This window comes from Microbacterium sp. (assembly GCF_051860965.1).
GTDB lineage: Bacteria > Actinomycetota > Actinomycetes > Actinomycetales > Microbacteriaceae > Microbacterium.
Map to the genome: position 1 here is coordinate 282,564 of NZ_JBIMKU010000004.1, position 21,833 is coordinate 304,396.

Genomic DNA, 21,833 nt, shown 5'->3' on the forward strand with positions numbered 1-21,833 from the left:
CTCGAGGAGACGGGCCGTTCGGTCGGCATCACTGGGCATCGCGCTCCTGCACGGCGAGGGCACGCTCGACTCCGGCGAGGTTCTCGTTGACGAGACGACGCAGGGCGGGCGCGGCGTCGGCGTTGCCGGCGAGCCACGCGCGCGTCGCGTCCCGCAGCTCGGTGTTCGCGAGCGCCGCCGGGTACAGGCCCACGATCAGGTACTGAGCGATCTGGTACGACCGCGAGTTCCAGATGGGCAGCAGCATGTCGAAGTACGGCGCGACGAACCCGCCGAGCACGTCGACGCCCGCCGGGTGCGTGAACCCGAGGGCTGCGGCACGCACGATCGTGTTGGGCGCGTCATCCTGTTCGATGAGGGCGTCCCACGCGATACGACGTGCCTCGACGTTCGGCAGCGCCGCCTTGGCCTGCGCCGCGAACTCGCCGCCCTTGGCGGTGTTGTCGGCAGCGAGGGCGTCGTCGATGTCGGATGCCGTCACGACGCCGCCGGCGGCGAGCGAGACGAGCAGCGCCCACGAGAGGTCGGTGTCGATCTCGAGTCCGTCGAGCGTGACGGCGCCGTCGCGGAGCGCCTGCACCTGCGACCACTGCGCGGGCGTCGACGCCGCGCTCGCGAAGGCGGTGACGAACTGCAGCTGGTTGTCGCTGCCGGACTCCGCACCCTGTGCGAGCGTCCAGAGCCCGTCGGCGACGCGCTCGCGGGCGGCGGCCCGCTTCTCGGGGGAGACGTACGAGTTCGCAGCGAGCTGCAGCTGCGCGAGCGTCGTGCGCACGGTCGTCGACTCGGTTTCGGTCGCGATGTTGCGCAGCACGAGGTCGAGGTAGGCGGAGGCGGATGCCTCGGCGTCGCGGGTCTGATCCCACGCGGCGCCCCACACGAGCGAGCGGGCGAGCGGGTCGCTGATCTTCGCGAGGTGGTCGATCGCGGTCTGCAGCGATCGGTCGTCGAGGCGGATCTTCGCGTAGGCGAGGTCCTCGTCGTTCAGCAGCACGAGGTCGGGCCGCGCGATGCCCTTGAGCTCGGGCACCTCGGTGAGATCGCCGTCGACGTCCAGCTCGACGTGGTGCACGCGCACGAGCGCGTCGCCCTGCAGACTGTAGAACCCGACGCCGAGGCGGTGCGGGCGGATCGTCGGGTAGTCGGCGGGCGCCGTCTGCACGATCGCGAAACGCGTGATCTTGCCATCGGCGTCGGTCGTGATCTCCGGCGAGAGCGTGTTCACGCCGGCCGTGTCGAGCCACTTCCTCGCCCACGTCGACAGGTCGCGGCCACTGGTCGCCTCGAGCTCGGCCAGCAGATCGCCCGCCTCGGCGTTCGCCCACTGGTGCTTCTGGAAGTACGCCGCGACCCCCGCGAAGAACTCCTCGATGCCCACCCAGGCGGCGAGCTGCTTGAGGACCGATCCGCCCTTGGCATACGTGATGCCGTCGAAGTTGACCTGCACGTCCTCGAGGTCGTTGATCTCGGCGACGACGGGATGCGTCGAGGGAAGCTGATCCTGGCGGTACGCCCAGGTCTTCTCCATCGCGTTGAAAGTCGTCCACGCCTCGGTCCACTCGGTGGCCTCGGCGGTCGCGATCGTCGACGCCCATTCGGCGAACGACTCGTTGAGCCAGAGGTCGTTCCACCACTTCATGGTGACGAGGTCGCCGAACCACATGTGGGCGAGCTCGTGCAGGATCGTGACGACGCGGCGCTCCTTGACGGCATCCGTCACCTTCGAACGGAACACGTAGGTCTCGGTGAACGTCACGGCGCCGGCGTTCTCCATGGCGCCCGCGTTGAACTCGGGCACGAAGAGCTGGTCGTACTTCGCGAACGGGTAGGGGAAGCCGAACTTCTCCTCGAAGTACGCGAAGCCCTGGCGGGTCTTGTCGAAGATGTAATCGGCGTCGAGGTGCTGCCACAGGCTCTTGCGGCCGTAGACGCCGAGCGGGATGACGCGACCCGACGAGCTCGTGAGCTCGGACGTCGTGACCTCGTAGGGGCCGGCGATGAGGGCCGTGATGTACGACGAGATGCGCGGCGTGGGCTCGAAGGACCAAGTCGCGGTGGCGCCGGTCGCGACGGGTTCGGGCGTGGGGGAGTTCGACACGATCTTCCACGCCGCCGGCGCGGTCACGGTGAACTGGAACGTCGCCTTGAGGTCGGGCTGCTCGAAGACGGCGAAGACGCGCCGCGAGTCGGGGACCTCGAACTGGCTGTACAGGTAGACCTCGCCGTCGACCGGGTCGACGAAGCGGTGCAGACCCTCGCCGGTGTTCGTGTAGAGGGTGTCGGCGTCGACGACGAGCTCGTTGTCGGCCTCGAGCCCGTCGAGGGCGATGCGCGAGTCGGCGAACGCCGTCGCGGGGTCGATCGCGCGACCGTTCAGCGTGATCTCGCGCACATCGCGGGCGATCAGATCGATGAAGGTCGACGCGCCGGGCGTCGCGGTGAAGCGCACGACGGTGCGCGAGCCGAAGACCTCGGCGCCCTTCGTGAGGTCGAGGGCGATCTCGTACGACTGGGTGTCGACGATCGCGCGGCGCTCCTGCGCCTCGATTCGGGTGAGGTTCTCTCCAGGCACAACGGCTCCCATGGGGTGGATGGTGGATGCCGCGAATGGCGCTGCTGGCGCCGACGGCAACCCTCCCACCCTACCCGCGCCGCCGTTCCGACGCCGTGCGCTCCCTAGGATGAGAGGCATGCGCATCCACATCGCGACCGATCACGCCGGCCTCGACTTCTCGACGCAGCTGCAGCACCATCTCGCGAACCAGGGTCACGACGTCGTCGACCACGGACCGCTGGATTACGAGCCGCTCGACGACTATCCGGCGTTCTGCATCCGCGCCGCCCAGGCGGTCGTGCGCGACCAGGCCGATGGCATCGAGACGCTCGGCGTCGTGTTCGGCGGGTCGGGCAACGGCGAGCAGATCGCGGCCAACAAGGTCCAGGGCGTGCGCGCCGCGCTCGTGTGGAGCATCGCGACCGCCGAGCTCGCCCGTGAGCACAACGACGCCAACGTCATCGCGATCGGCGCACGCCAGCACACGTTCGACGAGGCGGCGTCGTTCATCGACCGCTTCATCGCGACGCCGTTCTCGAACGAGGAGCGCCACGTGCGCCGCATCGGCCAGATCGCGGCCTACGAGCAGGACGGGCATCTCGAGCCCGATCCCCGGGCGCCGCGCGCTGCGCGGGGCGGCGAGTCCGCCGACGACTTCGACCCCGAAGCGGGCTGATGCCCGAGGGTCACTCCGTTCATCGCATCGCCCGCCAGTTCGATCGCAACTTCGTCGGCCGGGTGGTCCGGGCGTCGAGCCCGCAGGGCAGGTTCGCCGAAGGCGCCGCCGTCATCGACGGACGGACCGCGACGACGGTCCGCGCCGTCGGCAAGCAGATGTTCCTCGAGTTCGACGACGACCTCTGGCTGCGCGTGCACCTGGGCATGTACGGCGCGTGGGACTTCGCGGGCGAGGTGCTGGCCGATCGCACGATCGCCTCGGCCAACGGCCGGATGGGGCAGACGAACCAGCGCGGCACGGTCTTCGACGATGCCGGCGAGAACTCGCTGACGTCGATCGGCGCTCCCCGCCGAACGCGCGTGCGGATGTCCGAGCAGACCACGGGACTCCCGGAGCAGGACACCGAGTGGCCCCCGCCGGTCGTCGGGCAGGTGCGTCTGCGGCTGCTCACCGAGGTGACCTGCGCCGACCTGCGGGGGCCGACGGCGTGCGAGCTCCAGACGCCCGACGAGGTCGCCGCCACGATCGCCAAGCTCGGGCCCGACCCGCTCGTCGACGACGCGACCGAGGGCGAGGAGCGCGTCGTCGCGGTCGTGGCCCGCAAGCCGACCGCGATCGGCCAGCTGCTCATGGACCAGTCCGTCGTGAGCGGCATCGGCAACGTCTACCGCGCCGAGCTGCTCTTCCGCGCCCGGCAGAACCCCCACACGCCCGGCCGTGACGTGCCGGCCGACGTCGTGCGCGGCATCTGGCGGGACTGGGTGCGGCTGCTCGCGATCGGCGTCGAGACCGGGCAGATGATGACGATGGACGACCTGTCGCCCGAGAAGTGGCGCGCCGCGATGGCGAGCCGCGACGATCGGCACTGGGTCTATCACCGTGCAGGGCTGCCGTGCCGCGTCTGCGGCACGGCGATCGTGGTCGAGGAGATGGCGACCCGCAAGCTCTACTGGTGCCCGCGCTGTCAAGCGTGAATCTAGGCTGATCCCATGCGTCAGAACCCGAGCTTCGCGATGACGGATGTCGCCGAACTCCGCCGCCTGATCTCCCGCAATCCGTGGGTCACGCTCGTGAGCCAGACCGATGACGGGCTCGTGGCATCCCACTACGCGGTCCTGCTCGACGACGAGCGCGACGACCTCACGATCGTGGGGCATGTCGGCCGCCCCGACGATCTGATCCACGGCCTCGGCGACGGCGAGCTGCTCGTCGTGGTGCAGGGCCCGCACGGGTACATCTCGCCCGGTTGGTACGACGGAGGCACCGAGGTCCCCACGTGGAACTTCGTCTCGGCCCACCTGTCGGGGGTTCCCGAGCTGCTCACTCCCGAGGAGAACCTCCGGGTGCTCGACAAGCTCGTCGCGCATTTCGAAGGCGGGATGCCGCAGCCGCGGCTGATGTGGCAGGCGCCGAACGACCCCGCGTTCGTCGAACGGCTCGAGAAGGGCACGATCGGGTTCCGACTGACCCCCACGAAGGTCGTCGCGAAGCGCAAGCTCAGCCAGAACAAGACGCCCGAGGTGGTCGAGACGATCATCGCCGAGCTCTCGGGCGACGAGCCGTGGGCGAACGCTCCGCTGGCCGCCGAGATGCGGCGCGCGCACGACGCCCTCGCCGCGGCGCGGAAGGAGAACACATGATCGGCACGATCGTCGGCGCGCGCGTGGCCGGCGCCGGCCGCGAGCTCCTGCCCGACGACGGCGCGGTCGACGTCTTCCTCGACGGCGGCGTCATCGCCGACATCGCCCCCACGGGAGCGATGAAGCCTGCGGGCGAGGTGCTCGACGCCGACGGCTCCTGGCTCATCCCGGGCCTGTGGGACCACCACGTCCACGTCGTCCAGTGGGCCCTCGTCGCGCAGCGCGAGGCGCTCGGGCACGCGACATCGGCCGCGCACGCGGCATCCATCATGGGTGCAGCCCCCGTTCTCGCCGACGGCCGACGCGTCGGGACCGGCTTCCGCGACGCGCTGTGGGGCGACGAGCCCACCCTCGCGGTGCTCGATGCGGCGACCGGCGACGTGCCGACGTACCTCATCAACGCCGACGTGCACAGCGTCTGGCTCAACTCCGCCGCGCTGCGACGCGAGGCGATGCCTCTCGACGCGAGCGGCATGCTGCGCGAAGCGCCGGCGTTCGAGATCTCGCGCCGCCTCAACGCGGTGGACCCGGCGGTCGGCGACCGGCTGGTCGCCGAGATGGCTCGGGATGCCGCATCCCGCGGTGTCGTGGGTCTCGTCGACCTCGACATGGCGTGGAACGAGGATGCCTGGACCCGCCGGGTGAACGGCGGATTCGACAGACTGCAGGTCGCGTTCGGGATCTATCCCGAGTTCCTCGATCGCGCGATCGCCGAGGGTCTGCGCACCGGCGACGTCGCACGGGGAGCGGCCTCCGATCTCGCCCGCGTCGGTTCTCTCAAGGTGATCACCGACGGCTCCCTGGGTACGCGCACGGCCGCATGCTCGCACGCGTACCCGGGTGACCCGCACAACCACGGTCTGCTGACGGTCGATCCTGCGACGCTCGTCGATCTCATGACCCGGGCGACCGGAGCGGGGCTCTCCTGCGCGATCCACGCGATCGGGGACGTCGCGAACTCGCACGCGCTCGACGCCTTCGCCGTGACCGGCGCGTGGGGCACCATCGAGCACGCGCAGCTCGTCGCCCATGCCGACATTCCGCGGTTCGCCCGGCTCGGCGTCGGGGCGAGCGTGCAGCCCGAGCACGCCATCGACGACCGGGACATGACCGACGCGATCTGGGCGAACCAGACGGCGCTTCCGTACGCGCTCCGCTCCTTCGCCGACACCGGGGCGAATCTGCTGTTCGGCTCGGATGCGCCCGTGTCGCCGCTCGACCCGTGGGCGGCGATGGCGGCGGCGGTCTATCGCACACGCGACGGTCGTGCACCGTGGCGCCTCGAGCAGGGGGTGGATGCCTCGACGGCCCTCGCGGCATCCACGCACGGCGGCTCGGCGGCGGGCGCCCGCATCGAGGTCGGCGCCACCGCCGATCTGGCGCTGTGCGCCGAGAACCCCCTCGCCGCGAGTGAACCGGGGCTGCGGGAGATGACCGTCACGGCGACCCTGCTCGGCGGCCGGATCACGCACGGGGGTTAGCCCCCGCTCGGGTCCGGGAGGGGGTCGGATGCCCCAGGCCGTGCCCGATCGCCAGGCTGGAGGCATGAGTTCGACGATGATGGTGTCCACCGCGGATCCGACAGGGACGTCCATGACAGCACCCCCCGCCCCGGGCTTCTGGGCTTCGTACCGCGAGGCGTGGAAGCGAGTGCCCGGCAGCGCCGTGTACCTGCTCGCGGTGTTCGTCCTGGCGATGGCGGCGGTCGGCGTCCTCGCGGGGCTGTTCTGGACGGGCGTCGGACTGCTGATCCTCGTGATCGGGCTGCCGCTCATCGTGCTGACGCTGCTGATCGCTCGCGGTTTCGGCGTCGCCGACCGCTTCCTCCTGCAGCTGACCGGGCTGCCCGCGATCGATGAGCCCACCTGGAGTCGAGACGCGCCCGATGCGACCGGCTTCTGGGCGACGCTCACTCGCCCGATCCGCAATGCGCACTACTGGACCTACCTCGTGCACGGCATGGTCGTGAGCCCGATCGTCAGCACGATCTCGTTCGCGCTGACGGTCACGTGGCTGAGCGTCGGACTCGGCGGACTGACCTACTGGTTCTGGGGTCTGTTCCTCCCACGCACCGACGGCGGGCGGTGGGGGCGCTACGTGGCGGATTCCGTGCCCCTGTTCTCGGGCTGGAACGGGTGGGCCGTCGAGGTCGTGCTGTACCTGCTCGCGGGCCTCGTCTTCACGTTCACGATGCCGTGGGTGCTCGGCGGACTCGCCCGCGCCCACCACGGCATCGCGCGGGGGCTCCTCGGCCGCTGGCGGTCCGACGACCTCGCGGCCGAGGTGCGGGCCGAGGCCGCCGCGCGCGGCGCGGCCGTCCACGCCGAGGATGTCGCGCTGCGGCGGCTGGAGCGCGACATCCACGACGGACCCCAGCAGCGCCTCGTGCGTCTGCAGATGGACCTCGCGGCGCTCGAACGTCGCGCCGAGGCCGGAGACGGGGATGCCGCGGCCGAGCTCGCCCGCGAGGCGCGCGGTCACGCGAAGGCCGCGCTCGACGAACTGCGGGCGCTTTCGAGCGGTGTCGCGCCGCCGCTGCTGCAGGACCGCGGACTCGCCGCCGCGCTGACCGCGCTCGCTGCGGGGGCGCCGCTCTCGGTGCACGTGGACGTCGATCCGGCGATCGATCAGGCGGCGAGCCCGGAGATCGCCCGCACGGCGTACTTCACGGTCGCCGAGCTGCTCACCAACGCCATCAAGCACTCCGCCGCCGCCGCCGCGACGCTCACCGCATCCCTCCGTCCCGCCACCGACGAAGCGCTCGGCATGCTCGACATCTGGGTCGTCGACAACGGCCGCGGCGGGGCGCGCTTCGCCCCGGGGCACGGGCTCGAAGGACTCCGCGAGCGGGTCGCCGGTCTGCGCGGCGCGCTGGTCGTCGACAGTCCGGCCGGCGGACCGAGCGCGATCAGCATCCACATCCCGCTCCCGGCGCCCGCCGTATCCTGACGCCATGACAGAAGCCACCGCACTGCGCGTCGTGCTCGTCGAGGATTCCGTGCTGCTGCGCGAGGGCCTCGTGCGCCTCTTCGACGAGGCCGGCTACGTCACGGCCGGCGCATTCGGCGACGCCGCCGACATCGTCGCGCGGGTGCGCGATGCGAAGGCGGATGTCGCGATCCTCGACGTTCGACTGCCGCCAGGATTCCGCGATGAGGGCATCCGTGCGGCCCTGCAGCTGCGCTCCGGCCTGCCGCAGGTCGGCATCCTGGTGCTCAGTCAGTACGTCGAGGGCGTGTACGCCCGCGAGCTGCTCGCGGAGGGCGAGGGCGGCGTCGGCTACCTGCTGAAGGATCGCGTGACCTCGCTCGAGGAGTTCACGGATGCCGTGCAGCGGGTCCGCGACGGGGGCACCGTGCTCGACCCGCTCGTCGTCCGGCAGCTCATCGCCGCCCGCCCCGACCCGGTCGCGGCGCTGACTCCCCGTGAGCGCGATGTGCTCGAGCTCATGGCGGAGGGCCGCAGCAACACGACGATCGCGCAGCGCCTCTTCATCGGCGTGGGCGCCGTGGAGAAGAACGTGAGCGCGATCTTCCAGAAGCTCGGGCTCGAGGAGTCGGGGTCGGATCACCGGCGCGTGCTGGCGGTGCTGGCCTTCCTTCAGCGCTGAGGCGTCGCGGGGGCCTTCACGGCGAGGTCCGGCGCCTTGGTCACGAGGAGCCACACCGGGAGCACGATGATGCACAGCATCGGCAGCAGCGTCATGTCGCCCGTCAGCGCGACCCCGATGAACAGCGCGATCCAGCCGTCCTTCGTCGCCAGCAGCACGACGCCCATCGCACCGCACGCGATCGCGAGGCCCACCGGCATGCCGGGGATGGTCGACTGGAAGAACAGACCCAGCGCGACGCCGACGAAGACGGCGGGGAAGATGCGCCCTCCGCGGAAGCCCGCGCTGGCGGCGATCAGCAGGGCGACGATCTTCACGACCGTGAAGAGGGCGAGCTGGCCCGTCGAGTAGTCGCCTGGATTCGCGATGAGCTCGCCGGTCTGCTCGAGCCCCTTGAACAGCGTGATCTGCCCGCCGACGATGCCCAGGATCCCGAGCACGAGCCCGCCGAGCGTCGTGAACAGCACAGGATGACGCAGCGCGTGGAACGCGCGATGGATGTACGGGAAGACGAAGGCGGCGAGGATGCCGAGCCCGGCCGAGACGGAGGCGACGAGCAGTCCGGTGACGAAGTCGAACGGCGACGGACCACCGTAGGCGGGCACGTCGAACGCGAGCGGGGGAGACCCGAGCCAGTGCATCGTCAGCGCGCCCGCGCCGGCGGCGGCGACGGGGAGGAACAGCTTGTCCCACAGCGAGCCCCCGCCTCGCACCGCGGCGACCGTTCCGGTCAGCACGAGTGCGGCGGCGACGGGCGTGCCGAACAGCGCACCGATCGTGGCGGCGGAGGCGAGCAGGATCGCGACCTTGCCCGGGACGACTTTGACGAACCGCGCGCACAGCGCGACCGCGATCGCGCCGTTGATCGCGATGATCGGGTTCTCGGGCCCGAGGCTCACCCCGCCCGCGAGGCTGATCAGCACGGCGAGCGCGATGCTCGGCACTTCGCGCAGGCGCGGCGGCGGCGTGTCGAGCTCGGTCGTCGCCGAGTCGGGCCCGGCATGCCCCGGCACGAACTGGACGACGAGTCCGACCGCGAGCCCCGTGATCGTCAGGACGCCGAGCGTCAGCCAGGGGCTCTCCCGTGAGAGCCCCAGCGCGTCCGGCAGCGCCTGCCAGAGCCCTTGCTGCAGCCATTCGGCGAGCCTGTCGAGAGTCCACAGCAGGAGCGCCGAGATCACGCCGATGATGATCGCCGGGATCGCGAGCAGGACGAGGTTCCGGATGCTGGGGGCGCCGAGCGGCGCGGGCTCATCGCTCACGGCTTCACCCTAGGGGCGGAACGCGAACGGGGTCGAGGCCCGAAGGCCCCGACCCCGTTCGACGGTCTGCGCTACTCCGCGAGGTGCGCGAAGAGGAACCAGCGGTCCTTCTCGAGGCCCGCCTTGATCGCGATCGCGACATCCTGACTCGTGAGGTCGACCTCGTCGAGGCCGTCGATCGCGGCCTGCGTGTCGGCGATCACGGCATCCATGTCCGAGATCACGTCGCGGATCAGGGTCTGCCACTGCGTGAAGCCGGCCGGGACGGCCGTCGCCTGCGTCTTGGCCGCGACGGTGGCGACGCGGGCGTCGACGGGGAGGCCGAGAGCGACGATCCGCTCCGCGGCGAGGTCGGCACTCGCCTGCGCGTTCGCGACGAGGGTGTCGAGCAGCTCGTGGATCGCGATGAAGTTGGAGCCGCGTACGTTCCAGTGCGCCTGCTTGCCGTTGACGGCGAGGGCCTGGAGCCCGAGAACGAGCGGGGTCAGGAACTGAGCGGTGCCCGCCGCCATCGTGGGGTCGGCCGCGGTCGCGGGGATCGTGGTGGTCTTCGTCATGTCTGTCGCCTCCATCTTCGGGCGGAGTCCGTTCGCTCGAACGGGGCCCTGGTGGTCTCAACGCTACTCAGCCCGGCACATTCCGCAAGCAAGCGAAGGCTGGGCTAAACGACCCCGGAGAGGCGGTTCGGGATGCCGTGACCCACCGGGTAGCGTCGACTCGTGCCTTCCGCAGATCACGACCTCGGCCCGCAGAATCTCGGCGACCCCGCGCGGCTCCGCCGTCGTGAACCGCGCGATCGCTCACCCGAGCACGCCGAGCCGTCGCGCTTCCTGCCCCACGTGCAGGGTCTCCGCGCGATCGCGGTGCTCTTCGTCGTGCTCTATCACTTCTGGCCGGCGCGGCTGCCGGGCGGCTACGTCGGCGTCGACATCTTCTTCGTCATCTCGGGGTTCCTGATCACGGGGCACCTGATGCGCGAGCTGACGGCGACGGGCACGGTGCGTCTCGGGCAGTTCTGGGCGCGACGCGCCCGGCGCCTGCTGCCGGCATCCCTCCTCGTCCTCCTCGTCTGCGCGCTCGTCGCGATGTCCCCGTACCTCACGCCGACCTCCGCGCTGCCCAACGAGGTGCGCGAGATCATCGCATCCACCTTCTACGTCGAGAACTGGTTCCTCGCTCTCAACTCCGCCGACTATCTCAACCACGCGGGCGACCCCACGACGGTGCAGCACTACTGGTCGCTGTCGCTCGAGGAGCAGTTCTACGTCCTGTGGCCGCTCATCATGCTGCTGGCGGCATGGATCGGCGTGAAGTACTTCCGCGGTGCGCGTCGCAGGGCGGTGCTCATCGCGCTGGGCGTCGTGACCGTGGCATCCTTCGTCTTCTGCGTCGTGTTCACGATCACGAACCCGGCGCCGGCCTACTTCGTGACCTTCGGGCGGATGTGGCAGTTCGGCGTCGGCGCGATGATCGCGCTGATCCCGCTCCTGCAGGTGCGCAACGCCTTCGTGAGCTTCCTCCTGGGCTGGGGTGGCGTGCTCGTTCTTCTGTTCGTGGCCTTCCGCTTCGACGGGCAGACCCCGTTCCCGGGGTACATGGCGCTGCTCCCGACGCTCGGGGCCGCCGCGGTCATCGCCGCGTCCAACACCGAGCGCTGGTGGTACCCCACCCGGATCCTGTCGCTGCGCCCCGCGCAGTTCGTGGGAGACATCTCCTACTCGCTGTACCTCTGGCATTGGCCGCTCATCATCATCGCGCCGTCGGTGCCGTTCTGGGGGCTGACGATCTACCACCGCGTCGCGCTGCTCGTGCTGTGCTTCGTGCTGGCGTGGCTCACGAAGCGGTTCGTCGAGGACCCGGCGCGCAGCTGGAAGGTCCTGACGTCGCGGCCGGCGCGCGTCACCCTGTGGTCGTCCCTCGCCGCGATGCTCGTCGTCGCGGGCGCCGCGGGCACGGCGTGGGCGGTGAACGCATCGACCTACAACGACGGCGTCCGGTCGCTGCAGGAGCTGCGTGAGAACCCTCCCGAGTGCTTCGGCGCCGCATTCGTCCTCGACGACGCGTGCGCGGGCACCGACTTCGGCGACACGATCCTGCCGGCGCCCGGCTTCGCCGGCGTCGACCGTCCCGACGCCGCGCAGTGCTTCGTGCAGCTCAACGACGCGCGTCCGGTGTCGTGCGAGTTCGGTTCGGAGGATCCGGATGCGCCGCGCGTCGCGCTGATCGGCGACAGCCACGCGTATCAGCTGCTGTCGACGTTCCAGTCCCTCGCCGACGAGAGGGGATGGCACCTCACGACCTGGTTCAAGGGCGCGTGTCCGTGGAACACGACCCCCCTGTCCACACCCGGCGCATTCGGCGCGGCGTGCACGGAATGGCGCGACGGAGTGCGGGCTCAACTCGCGGACGCGGACCTGGATGCCGTCTTCACCGCGGCCATCGCCACGACCCCGTACTCCTCGGCCGGCTACGGCTCGTCTTACGACGCAGCGGTCGCGGGGTACCAGGACGCGTGGGGCGAGGTGCTCGATCGCGGCATCCCGGTGATCACGGTCGTCGACAACCCCGTGTGGGAGACCGATCCGAACAAGTGCCTGCGGACGCGGGATGCCTCGGCGTGCGACGGCCCTCGGTCGGAACTGCTCGTTGAGGACGATCCGCTGCGGGCGGCGGCATCCGGAATCGAGGGTGTGACTCTCCTGGACTTCACCGACGTCTTCTGCGGCGAGGAGGTGTGCTCTCCCGTCGTCGGCGGCGCGAACATCTACCGCGACCAGGACCACCTCACGGTGACCTTCGCCGACACGCTCGGTCCCTGGTACGCCGAAGCCGTCGAAGACGCCCTGGGTAGAGTTTCGCCATGACCGTAGCCGAAGGCGCCAGCGTCCTGTCCGTCAGCGGACTCTCACCCGTGCTGCACGCGACGTCCTTCGTCGCCGCCGGCGCGCGCGTGATCGGGGCCGTGACCCTCGGCGAGGGCGCGAGCGTCTGGTACAACGCCGTGCTGCGCGCCGACGGCGACACGATCACGGTCGGCGCGCGCAGCAATCTGCAGGACAACGTGGCAGTTCACGTCGACCGCGGATCGCCCGTGCTGATCGGGTCGGACGTCTCGGTCGGGCACAACGCCGTGGTGCACGGCTGTACGATCGGCGACGGCTCGCTCATCGGCATGGGTGCGGTCGTCCTCAACGGCGCGGTGATCGGCGCGGGTTCCCTCGTCGCCGCCGGTGCCGTCGTGCTCGAGGGCACCGTCGTGCCTCCCGGCTCGCTCGTGGCGGGAGTCCCGGCGAAGGTGCGGCGCGAGCTCACCCCCGACGAGAAGGACGCGCTGCTGCGCAATGCCGCCGCGTACCTCGCACACACCGCGCAGCACGAGGACGCCGTCGCGGTCTGAGCGCCTTCACAGCGCGCACGAATGCGGAGATCTGTGTCGACACGCCGTGCGCGGGGCGCGGTTGCCCGGCGCGTCGCGAGACGGGTCCGCAGTTGTGCGCTCTGCGCGCGGCTGGTTGCATGAAGAGATGGATGCCGTCGGCTGGATCTTCGCCATCTCGATGGGGGGCATCCTCGCGATCGTCGCCTGGATGACCTTTCGCTGGTACCGCGCGCAGGGTCCGGAGTCGGACGAGGAATGACATGAGCCGCATCGAGTCGCTCGCGCCGAACGAGGTCTTCGTCTTCGGCTCGAATGCGAACGGCGCGCACGGCGGGGGAGCCGCTCGATTCGCGTACGACCGCTTCGGCGCGGTGTGGGGTCAGTCCGAGGGGCTGCAGGGGCAGTCGTATGGCATCGACACGATGTCGGGCCTGCACGTGTTCGAGGAGCAGGCGGGACGCTTCCTCGCGTTCGCGGCCGAGCATCCCGGACTGCGCTTCCTGGTGACGGAGGTCGGATGCGGCATCGCCGGCTACACCCCCGATGAGGTCAGAGGGTTCTTCGCGGGGGCACCCGGCAACGTCGTCCTCCCGGAGTCGTTCCTGACCTGATCAGTCCCGGGCCGGCGGGTGGTTCACGCCACGGTGGACTTCGTATACGCGCAGGTGCTCGGGCCAGTCGGGGTCGTTCGCGATCGCGACGTCGTCCATGAAGAGGCGGATCACGTGGGCGAGCTGATCGGGGTGGCTGAAGTTGATCGCGTGCGCCGCGCCCTCGAGCAGGACGACGAGCACGTGCGAGTCGGTCTGTCCGGCGATCTCGTCGATGCGGTGCGCATGGGGGAGGAGCGGATCCTTCTCGCCCAGCACGACCAGAGTCGGGATCTTGAGCGCCAGCAGGCGCTCGAGCGAGGGGTACTGCGTGAGCGCCTTGAAGAGCCGCGTGGTGCTGGGCACGCCGAAGCGCAGGTAGTCGGGGACCGCGACGCGCGCCATCCGTGTGGGCTCGCGCGGGGCATCCATCGCCAACTGCGCCATCGCTCGCCGAAGAGGTCGATTGAACACGCCGCCCGCGGGTGACACGAGCACGGCGCGTTCGACCCGCTCGGGGTAGTGGTGCGCGCACTCCAGGATGACCGGGCACCCCATCGAGTTGCCCACGAGCGAGACCTTGTCGACCCCTCGATCGTCGAAGAAGTCCATCGCGGCGTGAGCGAGGTCGGGGATGTCGAGCATGTCCTTCCGCTTGCCGCTGCGCCCGAAGCCGGGGAGGTCGGGCACGAGCGTGTGGAACTCGTCAGCGAGCTTCTCGGCCGTGGGCAGCAGATAGCGCCCCGACAGGCCGAACCCGTGCAGATGCGCCAGCACACGGGCATCCGGAGCAGGACTCGCCGACTCGCGGTAGAACACGTCGACGCCGTCGACGCGCGTCCACTTCTCGGCGAGTGTCGATGCGGGTCGGCGCGGCAGCTTTCGAGGCGAAGGGGATGCCATGGGTGACCTCCGGCGGATGGACGCCTCATCCTCCCGCCGCGGATCCCCTCGGGCAATCACCCGTCCGGGGTGACTCCGGCCCGTGAGCCACCGAGGCGAATGCCCCGCTGCGCCGCCTGCGGCGGCACTTCGGGGCGTTGGAGGGGCTGACGGGAATCGGCCACCGTGTCCCTCCACGCATCGCTGCGCGCTGCGCGGAGCCTCCGACACGGCGGGACCGCCCGCACGCGGGATCGGTTCCGACGGCAGCCACGCGAATGCCCCGCTGCACCGCCTGCGGCGGCACTTCGGGGCATTGGAGGGGCTGACGGGAATCGAACCCGCATCATTAGTTTGGAAGACTAAGGCTTTACCACTAAGCTACAGCCCCATTTCGGCTGATCAGAGCCGAAATGCGCGCGACCGGAAGTCGCTGCATCCACAATCTTACTGGACGCACGCGCCGACGCGGGACGCACACTCGGTCGGAGAACCGGGCTTCCGTCGGAGGATCGCGGCGGAATGCTCCGACCGAACGCGAATCATCCGACGTTTCCGCGCCCGGACGCGCGCACAGAACCCCTGCACGTGCGTCGGCTAGACTTCTCAGGGCCGTTTCGTGTCCGCGTGCGCGCGCGACCTGCCCGGGGCGTAGCTCAGCTTGGTAGAGCGCCCGCTTTGGGAGCGGGAGGCCGCAGGTTCAAATCCTGTCGCCCCGACGAACGACCCTCACCCAGACTTCATATCCCCGCGCTCACGCGCGGTCCAACCGAGGAGAACAACAGGCATGGTCACCAGCACCGTCGAGACGCTCAGCCCCACGCGGGTGAAGCTCACCATCACGGTCACGCCCGAGGAGCTCAAGCCGAGCATCGCGCACGCGTACGAGCACATCGCACAGGACGTCCAGATCCCGGGCTTCCGCAAGGGCAAGGTCCCCGCCCCCATCATCGACCAGCGCGTCGGCCGCCTCGCGGTGCTCGAGCACGCCGTCAGCGAGGGCCTCGACACGTACTACCGCCAGGCGGCGGAGCAGAACGAGCTCCGCGTCATCGGCCGCCCGTCGGCAGAGGTCGTGACGTGGCCGAACGAGAAGGACTTCTCGGGCGACCTCGAGGTCACCGTCGAGGTCGACGTGCGTCCCGAGTTCGAGCTTCCCGCGTTCGAAGGTCTCACTCTCGAGGTCCCCGCGGCCGAGGTCGACGAGGCCGCGATCGATGAGGAGCTCGACCGCCTGCGTGGCCGCTTCGGCACGCTCATCACGGTGGACCGCCCGGCGACGACCGGCGACTTCGTCGAGCTCGACCTCGTCGCCACGATCGACGGCAACGAGATCGACCGCGCCGAGGGTGTCTCGTACGAGGTCGGCTCGGGCGAGCTGCTGCAGGGCATCGACGAGGCCATCGACTCGCTCACCGCGGGCGAGGACACCACGTTCCGCTCGGAGCTCATCGGCGGCGACCACGCCGGCGAAGAGGCCGAGGTCTCGGTCACGGTCAAGGCCGTCAAGGAGCGCGAGCTGCCCGAGGCGGACGACGACTTCGCGCAGATCGCGAGCGAGTTCGACACCATCGCCGAGCTGCGCGAGAGCCTCACCGAGCGCGTCGGCCAGCAGTCGGCCTTCACGCAGGGTGCCGCCGCCCGCGACGCCCTCGTCGAGAAGCTCATCGCCGAGGTCGAGATCCCGGTTCCGCCGCAGCTCATCGAGGACGAGGTGCACAACCACCTCGAGGGCGAAGGCCGTCTCGAGGACGACGTCCACCGCGCCGAGGTCACCGAGGCGAGCGAGAAGCAGTTCAAGACGCAGATGATCCTCGACAAGATCGCCGAGCAGGCCAACGTGCAGGTCTCGCAGGACGAGCTCACGCAGTACCTCATCCAGTCGGCCGCGCAGTACGGCATGGCGCCGCAGGAGTTCGTCGACGCGCTCCAGCAGGGCAACCAGCTGCCCGCCATGATCGGCGAGGTCGCACGCAACAAGGCCCTGGCGGTCGCGCTGGGTAAGGTCACCGTCGTGGACACGAACGGCAAGCCCGTCGATCTGACCGGTTTCGTCGCGATCGAAGACGAGGCCGAGGCCGAGGAAGAGGTCGTGGACGAGGCGCAGGAGATCGCGGATGCCGCGGCCGACGCCGACGCGATCATCGAGGCGGAGGAGAAGCCGAAGAAGAAGGCTCCCGCCAAGAAGAAGGCCGCTGACGCGTAATCGCGCAGGACGGATGAAGAGGGTGGATGCCGCGGCATCCACCCTCGTCTCGTCTCGCCGCTCTGCCCAGGGCGAACACGGCCGGAAGGCCCGCGACGCGCCGGTAGATTCGACTGCGACGACCACGGAATCAGGAGAAGTCACATGGCTGAACCACTTGTCGCGACGAGCGTCTTCGACAGGCTGCTGAAGGACCGCATCATCTGGCTGGGCTCGGAGGTGCGCGACGAGAACGCGAACGAGATCTGCGCCAAGATCCTGCTTCTCGCGGCCGAGGACCAGGAGAAGGACATCTTCCTCTACGTCAACTCGCCCGGCGGCTCGATCACTGCCGGAATGGCGATCTACGACACGATGCAGTTCGTGCCCAACGACATCGTCACCGTCGGCATCGGCATGGCCGCCTCGATGGGTCAGCTGCTGCTCACGGCGGGCACGAAGGGCAAGCGCTACATCACGCCCAACGCCCGCGTCCTGCTGCACCAGCCCCACGGCGGCTTCGGCGGCACGTCGAGCGACATCCAGACGCAGGCTCAGCTCATCGTCTCGATGAAGAACCGCCTTGCCGAGATCACCGCGGCGCAGACGGGCAAGTCCGTCGAGCAGATCAACGAGGACGGCGACCGCGACCGCTGGTTCACGGCGCAGGAAGCCCTCGAGTACGGCTTCGTCGACCACATCCGCGAGTCGGCCGCCGATGTCATCGGCGGCGGCGGAACCAAGTCCTGAGACGACCGAAGGCGAAAGAGAGAACAACGAATGAACGTCCCCACCTTCGGCGGTCTGGCCAACCAGGGTCTGCAGATGCCCGGCAGCCGGTACGTGCTCCCGCAGTTCGAGGAGCGCACGGCGTACGGCTACAAGCGCCAGGACCCTTACAACAAGCTGTTCGAGGACCGCGTGATCTTCCTCGGCGTCCAGGTCGACGACGCGTCGGCCGATGACGTCATGGCGCAGCTGCTCGTGCTCGAGTCGCAGGATCCCGACCGCGACATCATCATGTACATCAACTCACCCGGCGGCTCCTTCACGGCCATGACGGCGATCTACGACACGATGCAGTACGTGTCGCCCCAGATCCAGACGGTCGTGCTCGGTCAGGCGGCTTCGGCGGCCTCCGTGCTGCTCGCCGCCGGCGCGCCCGGCAAGCGTCTCGCGCTCCCGAACGCCCGCATCCTGATGCACCAGCCCGCGATGGGCGAGGCCGGCCACGGTCAGGCCTCCGACATCGAGATCCAGGCGGCCGAGATCCTGCGCATGCGCACCTGGCTCGAAGAGACGATGGCGCGCCACACGGGCCAGGCCGTCGCCAAGGTCAATAAGGACATCGACCGCGACAAGATCCTCTCGGCTGCCGAGGCGCTCGAGTACGGCATCGTCGACCAGGTGCTCACGACACGCAAGCGCGGACAGGCCGCGATCGCCTCGTAGACGATGGATGCGTCGAAACCCCGTCGCCCGGTTCGCCGGCGGCGGGGTTTCGTCATGCGGGTGGACCCATCCGCTCACGGCAGAGCGCCACGCCCGGCTTCCACAATGGCCGTAGCAATCCCGCCCCATGTCGCCGCGACCGGTTAGGCTCGGAGGACGTTCGGGGGGATGAACGCCCCTGTTTCACGAGGAGGAGCCTGATGGCGCGCATCGGTGAGAGTGCCGACCTGTTCAAGTGCTCCTTCTGCGGCAAGAGCCAGAAGCAGGTCCAGCAGCTGATCGCCGGCCCCGGCGTCTACATCTGCGACGAGTGCGTCGAGCTGTGCAACGAGATCATCGAAGAGCGCATGGCCGAGTCGTCCTCGGGTGTCGTGTCGGACTTCGATCTGCCGAAGCCCCGCGAGATCTTCGCGTTCCTCGAGGAGTACGTCGTCGGGCAGGAGCACGCGAAGCGCGCCCTGTCGGTCGCCGTCTACAACCACTACAAGCGGGTGCGCGCCCACGGCACGATCCAGCCCGCCGAGCAGCGCGCCGACGAGGTCGAGATCGCCAAGAGCAACATCCTGCTCCTCGGTCCGACCGGGTGCGGCAAGACCTACCTCGCGCAGACGCTCGCGAAGCGGCTCAACGTGCCCTTCGCGGTGGCGGATGCCACGGCCCTCACCGAAGCGGGCTATGTCGGCGAAGACGTCGAGAACATCCTGCTGAAGCTCCTGCAGGCCGCCGATTTCGACACCAAGCGCGCCGAGACGGGCATCATCTACATCGACGAGATCGACAAGATCGCCCGCAAGGCCGAGAACCCGTCGATCACGCGCGATGTCTCGGGCGAGGGCGTGCAGCAGGCGCTCCTCAAGATCCTCGAGGGCACGGTCGCGTCGGTCCCGCCGCAGGGCGGGCGCAAGCATCCGCATCAGGAGTTCATCCAGATCGACACGACGAACGTCCTGTTCATCGTCGCAGGTGCCTTCGCGGGTCTCGAGGACATCATCTCCAACCGCGTCGGCAAGCACGGGATCGGCTTCGGTGCTCCGCTGCACAACAAGGGCGACGACCTCACGCTGTTCAGCGAGGTCCGGCCCGAAGACCTCCACAAGTTCGGGCTCATCCCCGAGTTCATCGGCCGTCTTCCGGTCGTGGCGTCGGTCAACCCGCTCGACCGCGAGGCGCTCATGGAGATCCTGACTTCGCCGCGCAACGCCCTCGTGAAGCAGTATCAGCGCATGTTCGAGCTCGACGACGTCGCGCTCGAGTTCGAGACCGAGGCCCTCGAGGCGATCGCCGACCTCGCAGTCGAGCGCAAGACGGGTGCCCGCGGGCTCCGTGCGATCCTCGAGGACGTGCTCGGACCCATCATGTTCGACATCCCCTCGACCGACGACGTCGACAAGGTCATCGTGACGAAGGCCTCGGTCGAGGAGCGCGCCGCTCCCACGTTCGTGCTGCGCGAGAAGCGCAAGAGCGCCTGACCCCGCGGGGCCCGGCGCTCTCGCTCATCCCTCGTCAGGCCGCGAGCCCGCGGCGCTTCAGGAGCGGCTCGATCTCGGCATCGCGTCCCCGGAAGTCGCGGTAGGCCTCGAGCGGGTCCTTGGATCCGCCCACGCCGAGCAGGCGCGTGCGGAAGCGATCGCCGTTCTCGCGCGTGAGACCGCCGTTCGACCGGAACCACTCGACGGTGTCGGCGTCGAGCACTTCGCTCCAGATGTAGGAGTAGTAGCCGGCGCTGTAGCCGCCCGAGAAGACATGGGCGAAGTACGTCGACGAGTAGCGGGTGGGCACGGCGGGGTTGTCGAGCCCGATGTCGGCGAGGGCGGTTGCCTCGAACGCCGCGACATCCAGGTCGGCCGCCGCGGCGTCGGCGTCGAGGGAGTGCCAGGCCTGGTCGATCCAGGAGGCCGCGAGGTACTCGCTCGTCGCGAAGCCCTGATTGAAGGCCTCGCTCGCCGTGAGCTTCTCGACGACATCCGCAGGCAGCGGCTCTCCCGTCTCGATGTGCTTCGCGTAGTTCGCGAGGATCTCGGGCCAGTAGATCCACATCTCGTTGACCTGACTCGGGAATTCCACGAAGTCGCGGAAGACGTTCGTGCCGGCGAAGTGCGGGTACGTCACTGTTGCGAACAGGCCGTGCAGCGCGTGGCCGAACTCGTGGAAGAGCGTCGTCACCTCGTCGAGGGTCAGGAGCGTCGGCTGGCCGGCCGCGGGCTTGGACACGTTGAGGTTGTTGACGACGATCGGGTCGGTGCCGCGCAGGCGCGACTGCAGGACGATCGAGTTCATCCACGCACCGCCCCGCTTGGAATCGCGGGTGTAGAGGTCGAGCACGAACAGGCCCAACGCCGAACCGTCCGCGTTGTGCAGCTCGAACACCCGGGTGTCGGGGTGGTAGCCCGCGAGGTCCGTCCGTTCTGTGAAGGTCACGCCGTAGAGCTCTGTCGCGGCGCGGAACACACCGTCCTGCAGCACGCGCTCGGCCTCGAACCAGGGGCGCAGTGCCGCCGTATCGAGGTCGTACCGCGCCTTGCGCACCTTCTCGGTGTAGAACGCCCAGTCGTGAGCCTCGAGCGCGAAAGGCTCCGCTTCGGCGTCGATGATGGCCTGCAGAGCGGCCTGTTCGCGGCGCGCGTTCTCGGCGGCGGGCACGGCGAGCCTGCGCAGCAGGTCGTGCACGGCCTCGGGTGAGCCGGCCGTCTCGTCGGACGTGATGTAGGCGGCGTGGGTGTCGTATCCGAGAAGGGCGGCACGCTCGGCGCGCAGGCGGACGATCTCGCGCAGTACCACGCCGTTGTCGTGCGCATTGCCACGGCTGCCGCGCGCGCGCGAGGCATCCATGATGCGCCTGCGACTGTCTCGATTCGTGAGCGACGAGAGGTACGGATGCCCCGTGAACAGCGTCAGCGTCACGACCCACTTGCCGTCGAGACCCCGGTCGGCCGCCGCCTGCGCCGCGGCCGAGAGCTCGCCCTCGGTGAGGCCGTCGAGGTCTGCCGCGGAGTCGAACACGACCGCGAGGTCGTTCGTGTCGGCGAGGAGGTTCTTCTCGAACGTCGTCGTGAGCGTGGACAGGCGTTCGTTGATCGCGGTGACCTTCGCCTTCGCGTCGTCGTCGAGTCCGGCGCCGGCGTGCGACATCTCGCGGAAGTGGCGCTCGACGAGGTACCGCTGCTCGGGATCGAGGTCGAGGGTGTCGAGCTGCTCGTGGAGTGTCTTGATGCGCCAGTACAGGTGCGCGTCGAGCTGGATCGAGTCCTGGTGCGCGGACATGAGGGGCGCGAGCGTCTCCTCGATGTGCTGGATGTCGTCGGTCGCATCGGCCGAGGAGACCGTGTAGAAGGTGCGCGCGACATCGCCGAGCAGCCTGCCGCTGGATTCGAGCGGGATCATCGTGTTCTCGAAGGTGGGCATCGACCTCACGCGCGTGATGCTCGCGATCTCGGCCTTGTGAGCTGCGAATGCCGCGTCGAAGGCGGGGAGGTAGTGCTCGGGACGGATCGCCGCGTAGTCGGGCAGTCCGTAAGGGAGCGTGGTGGGGGACAGGAGGGGGTTCTCAGACGCCATGAGTCCAGCCTAATCGCGCACGCGATCGGGTACCTACGAGTCTTT

The 21,833-nt window shown here is 69.4% G+C and carries 18 protein-coding genes and 2 tRNA genes; 14 read left to right on the forward strand and 6 right to left on the reverse strand.

Annotation, left to right across the window (positions count from 1 at the left end; all coding sequences use genetic code 11):
• Positions 1-28: 28 nt before the first annotated feature.
• On the reverse strand, positions 29-2,572 hold the full coding sequence (gene pepN, locus ACTIFV_RS09745) for an aminopeptidase N (RefSeq protein ID WP_439592695.1): 2,544 nt from the start codon (positions 2,570-2,572) through the stop codon (positions 29-31).
• 118 nt (positions 2,573-2,690) lie between these two features.
• On the opposite strand from pepN, the gene ACTIFV_RS09750 reads away from it, so the two are divergent.
• The 6 genes from ACTIFV_RS09750 to ACTIFV_RS09775 all read left to right on the forward strand — a co-directional run bounded on the left by ACTIFV_RS09750 (position 2,691) and on the right by ACTIFV_RS09775 (position 8,483).
• A complete protein-coding gene (locus tag ACTIFV_RS09750) occupies positions 2,691-3,230 on the forward strand; it encodes a ribose-5-phosphate isomerase (protein ID WP_439592587.1) in 540 nt (179 codons plus the stop codon).
• A complete protein-coding gene (locus ACTIFV_RS09755) occupies positions 3,230-4,207 on the forward strand; it encodes an Fpg/Nei family DNA glycosylase (RefSeq protein ID WP_439592588.1) in 978 nt (325 codons plus the stop codon). The genes ACTIFV_RS09750 and ACTIFV_RS09755 overlap by 1 nt, the downstream gene beginning before the upstream one ends.
• A 15-nt stretch (positions 4,208-4,222) precedes the next feature.
• Positions 4,223-4,873: an FMN-binding negative transcriptional regulator gene (locus ACTIFV_RS09760; RefSeq protein ID WP_439592589.1), complete on the forward strand. Its 651-nt coding sequence runs from the start codon at positions 4,223-4,225 to the stop codon at positions 4,871-4,873.
• Positions 4,870-6,354, forward strand: a complete 1,485-nt coding sequence (locus ACTIFV_RS09765) for an amidohydrolase (protein WP_439592590.1) — start codon at positions 4,870-4,872, stop codon at positions 6,352-6,354. The genes ACTIFV_RS09760 and ACTIFV_RS09765 overlap by 4 nt, the downstream gene beginning before the upstream one ends.
• Before the next feature lie 112 nt (positions 6,355-6,466).
• A complete protein-coding gene (locus ACTIFV_RS09770; protein ID WP_439592591.1) occupies positions 6,467-7,822 on the forward strand; it encodes a sensor histidine kinase in 1,356 nt (451 codons plus the stop codon).
• 4 nt (positions 7,823-7,826) lie between these two features.
• Complete coding sequence (locus tag ACTIFV_RS09775; protein ID WP_439592592.1) at positions 7,827-8,483, forward strand: response regulator; 657 nt, start codon at positions 7,827-7,829, stop codon at positions 8,481-8,483.
• Here ACTIFV_RS09775 and ACTIFV_RS09780 read toward each other — a convergent pair.
• Both ACTIFV_RS09780 and ACTIFV_RS09785 read right to left on the reverse strand, forming a co-directional pair.
• On the reverse strand, positions 8,474-9,745 hold the full coding sequence (locus tag ACTIFV_RS09780; protein WP_439592593.1) for an ion channel protein: 1,272 nt from the start codon (positions 9,743-9,745) through the stop codon (positions 8,474-8,476). The two genes, ACTIFV_RS09775 and ACTIFV_RS09780, sit on opposite strands and share 10 nt — an antisense overlap.
• A 71-nt stretch (positions 9,746-9,816) precedes the next feature.
• The gene (locus ACTIFV_RS09785; RefSeq protein WP_439592594.1) at positions 9,817-10,302 is read right to left on the reverse strand and encodes a Dps family protein; all 486 of its coding nucleotides are present in this window, start codon (positions 10,300-10,302) and stop codon (positions 9,817-9,819) included.
• A gap of 162 nt (positions 10,303-10,464) precedes the next feature.
• Between ACTIFV_RS09785 and ACTIFV_RS09790 the strand changes: the two genes are divergently transcribed.
• From ACTIFV_RS09790 to ACTIFV_RS09800, 3 genes are all read left to right on the forward strand, one after another.
• Positions 10,465-12,609 (forward strand): acyltransferase family protein, encoded by a 2,145-nt coding sequence (locus tag ACTIFV_RS09790; protein ID WP_439592595.1) that lies wholly within the window; start codon positions 10,465-10,467, stop codon positions 12,607-12,609.
• The gene (locus tag ACTIFV_RS09795; protein WP_439592596.1) at positions 12,606-13,142 is read left to right on the forward strand and encodes a gamma carbonic anhydrase family protein; all 537 of its coding nucleotides are present in this window, start codon (positions 12,606-12,608) and stop codon (positions 13,140-13,142) included. Before ACTIFV_RS09790 ends, ACTIFV_RS09795 begins: the two co-directional genes overlap by 4 nt.
• A 242-nt stretch (positions 13,143-13,384) precedes the next feature.
• Positions 13,385-13,735 carry an A1S_2505 family phage non-structural protein gene (locus tag ACTIFV_RS09800; protein ID WP_439592597.1) on the forward strand — a complete coding sequence of 117 codons (351 nt, stop codon included), beginning with the start codon at positions 13,385-13,387 and terminating at the stop codon, positions 13,733-13,735.
• Here the strand turns inward: ACTIFV_RS09800 and ACTIFV_RS09805 are convergent, their stop codons facing one another.
• Together ACTIFV_RS09805 and ACTIFV_RS09810 are read right to left on the reverse strand one after the other, a co-directional pair.
• Positions 13,736-14,617, reverse strand: coding sequence for an alpha/beta fold hydrolase (locus tag ACTIFV_RS09805; RefSeq protein ID WP_439592598.1), 882 nt, complete (start codon positions 14,615-14,617; stop codon positions 13,736-13,738).
• A 296-nt stretch (positions 14,618-14,913) separates the two neighbouring features.
• A tRNA-Gly gene (locus tag ACTIFV_RS09810) sits at positions 14,914-14,987 on the reverse strand.
• 254 nt (positions 14,988-15,241) lie between these two features.
• Between ACTIFV_RS09810 and ACTIFV_RS09815 the strand changes: the two genes are divergently transcribed.
• The 5 genes from ACTIFV_RS09815 (at position 15,242) to clpX (ending at position 19,702) form a co-directional block, all read left to right on the forward strand.
• Positions 15,242-15,315 (forward strand) — tRNA-Pro (locus tag ACTIFV_RS09815).
• Positions 15,316-15,383: 68 nt separating this feature from the next.
• On the forward strand, positions 15,384-16,802 hold the full coding sequence (tig, locus tag ACTIFV_RS09820) for a trigger factor (RefSeq protein WP_439592599.1): 1,419 nt from the start codon (positions 15,384-15,386) through the stop codon (positions 16,800-16,802).
• A gap of 144 nt (positions 16,803-16,946) precedes the next feature.
• The gene (locus ACTIFV_RS09825; RefSeq protein ID WP_439592600.1) at positions 16,947-17,531 is read left to right on the forward strand and encodes an ATP-dependent Clp protease proteolytic subunit; all 585 of its coding nucleotides are present in this window, start codon (positions 16,947-16,949) and stop codon (positions 17,529-17,531) included.
• Positions 17,532-17,561: 30 nt separating this feature from the next.
• Positions 17,562-18,233 carry an ATP-dependent Clp protease proteolytic subunit gene (locus tag ACTIFV_RS09830; protein ID WP_439592601.1) on the forward strand — a complete coding sequence of 224 codons (672 nt, stop codon included), beginning with the start codon at positions 17,562-17,564 and terminating at the stop codon, positions 18,231-18,233.
• 200 nt (positions 18,234-18,433) lie between these two features.
• On the forward strand, positions 18,434-19,702 hold the full coding sequence (gene clpX, locus ACTIFV_RS09835; protein WP_439592602.1) for an ATP-dependent Clp protease ATP-binding subunit ClpX: 1,269 nt from the start codon (positions 18,434-18,436) through the stop codon (positions 19,700-19,702).
• Positions 19,703-19,736: 34 nt separating this feature from the next.
• Here clpX and ACTIFV_RS09840 read toward each other — a convergent pair whose 3' ends face one another.
• Positions 19,737-21,788: a M3 family metallopeptidase gene (locus ACTIFV_RS09840; RefSeq protein WP_439592603.1), complete on the reverse strand. Its 2,052-nt coding sequence runs from the start codon at positions 21,786-21,788 to the stop codon at positions 19,737-19,739.
• Between the last annotated feature and the right edge of the window lie 45 nt (positions 21,789-21,833).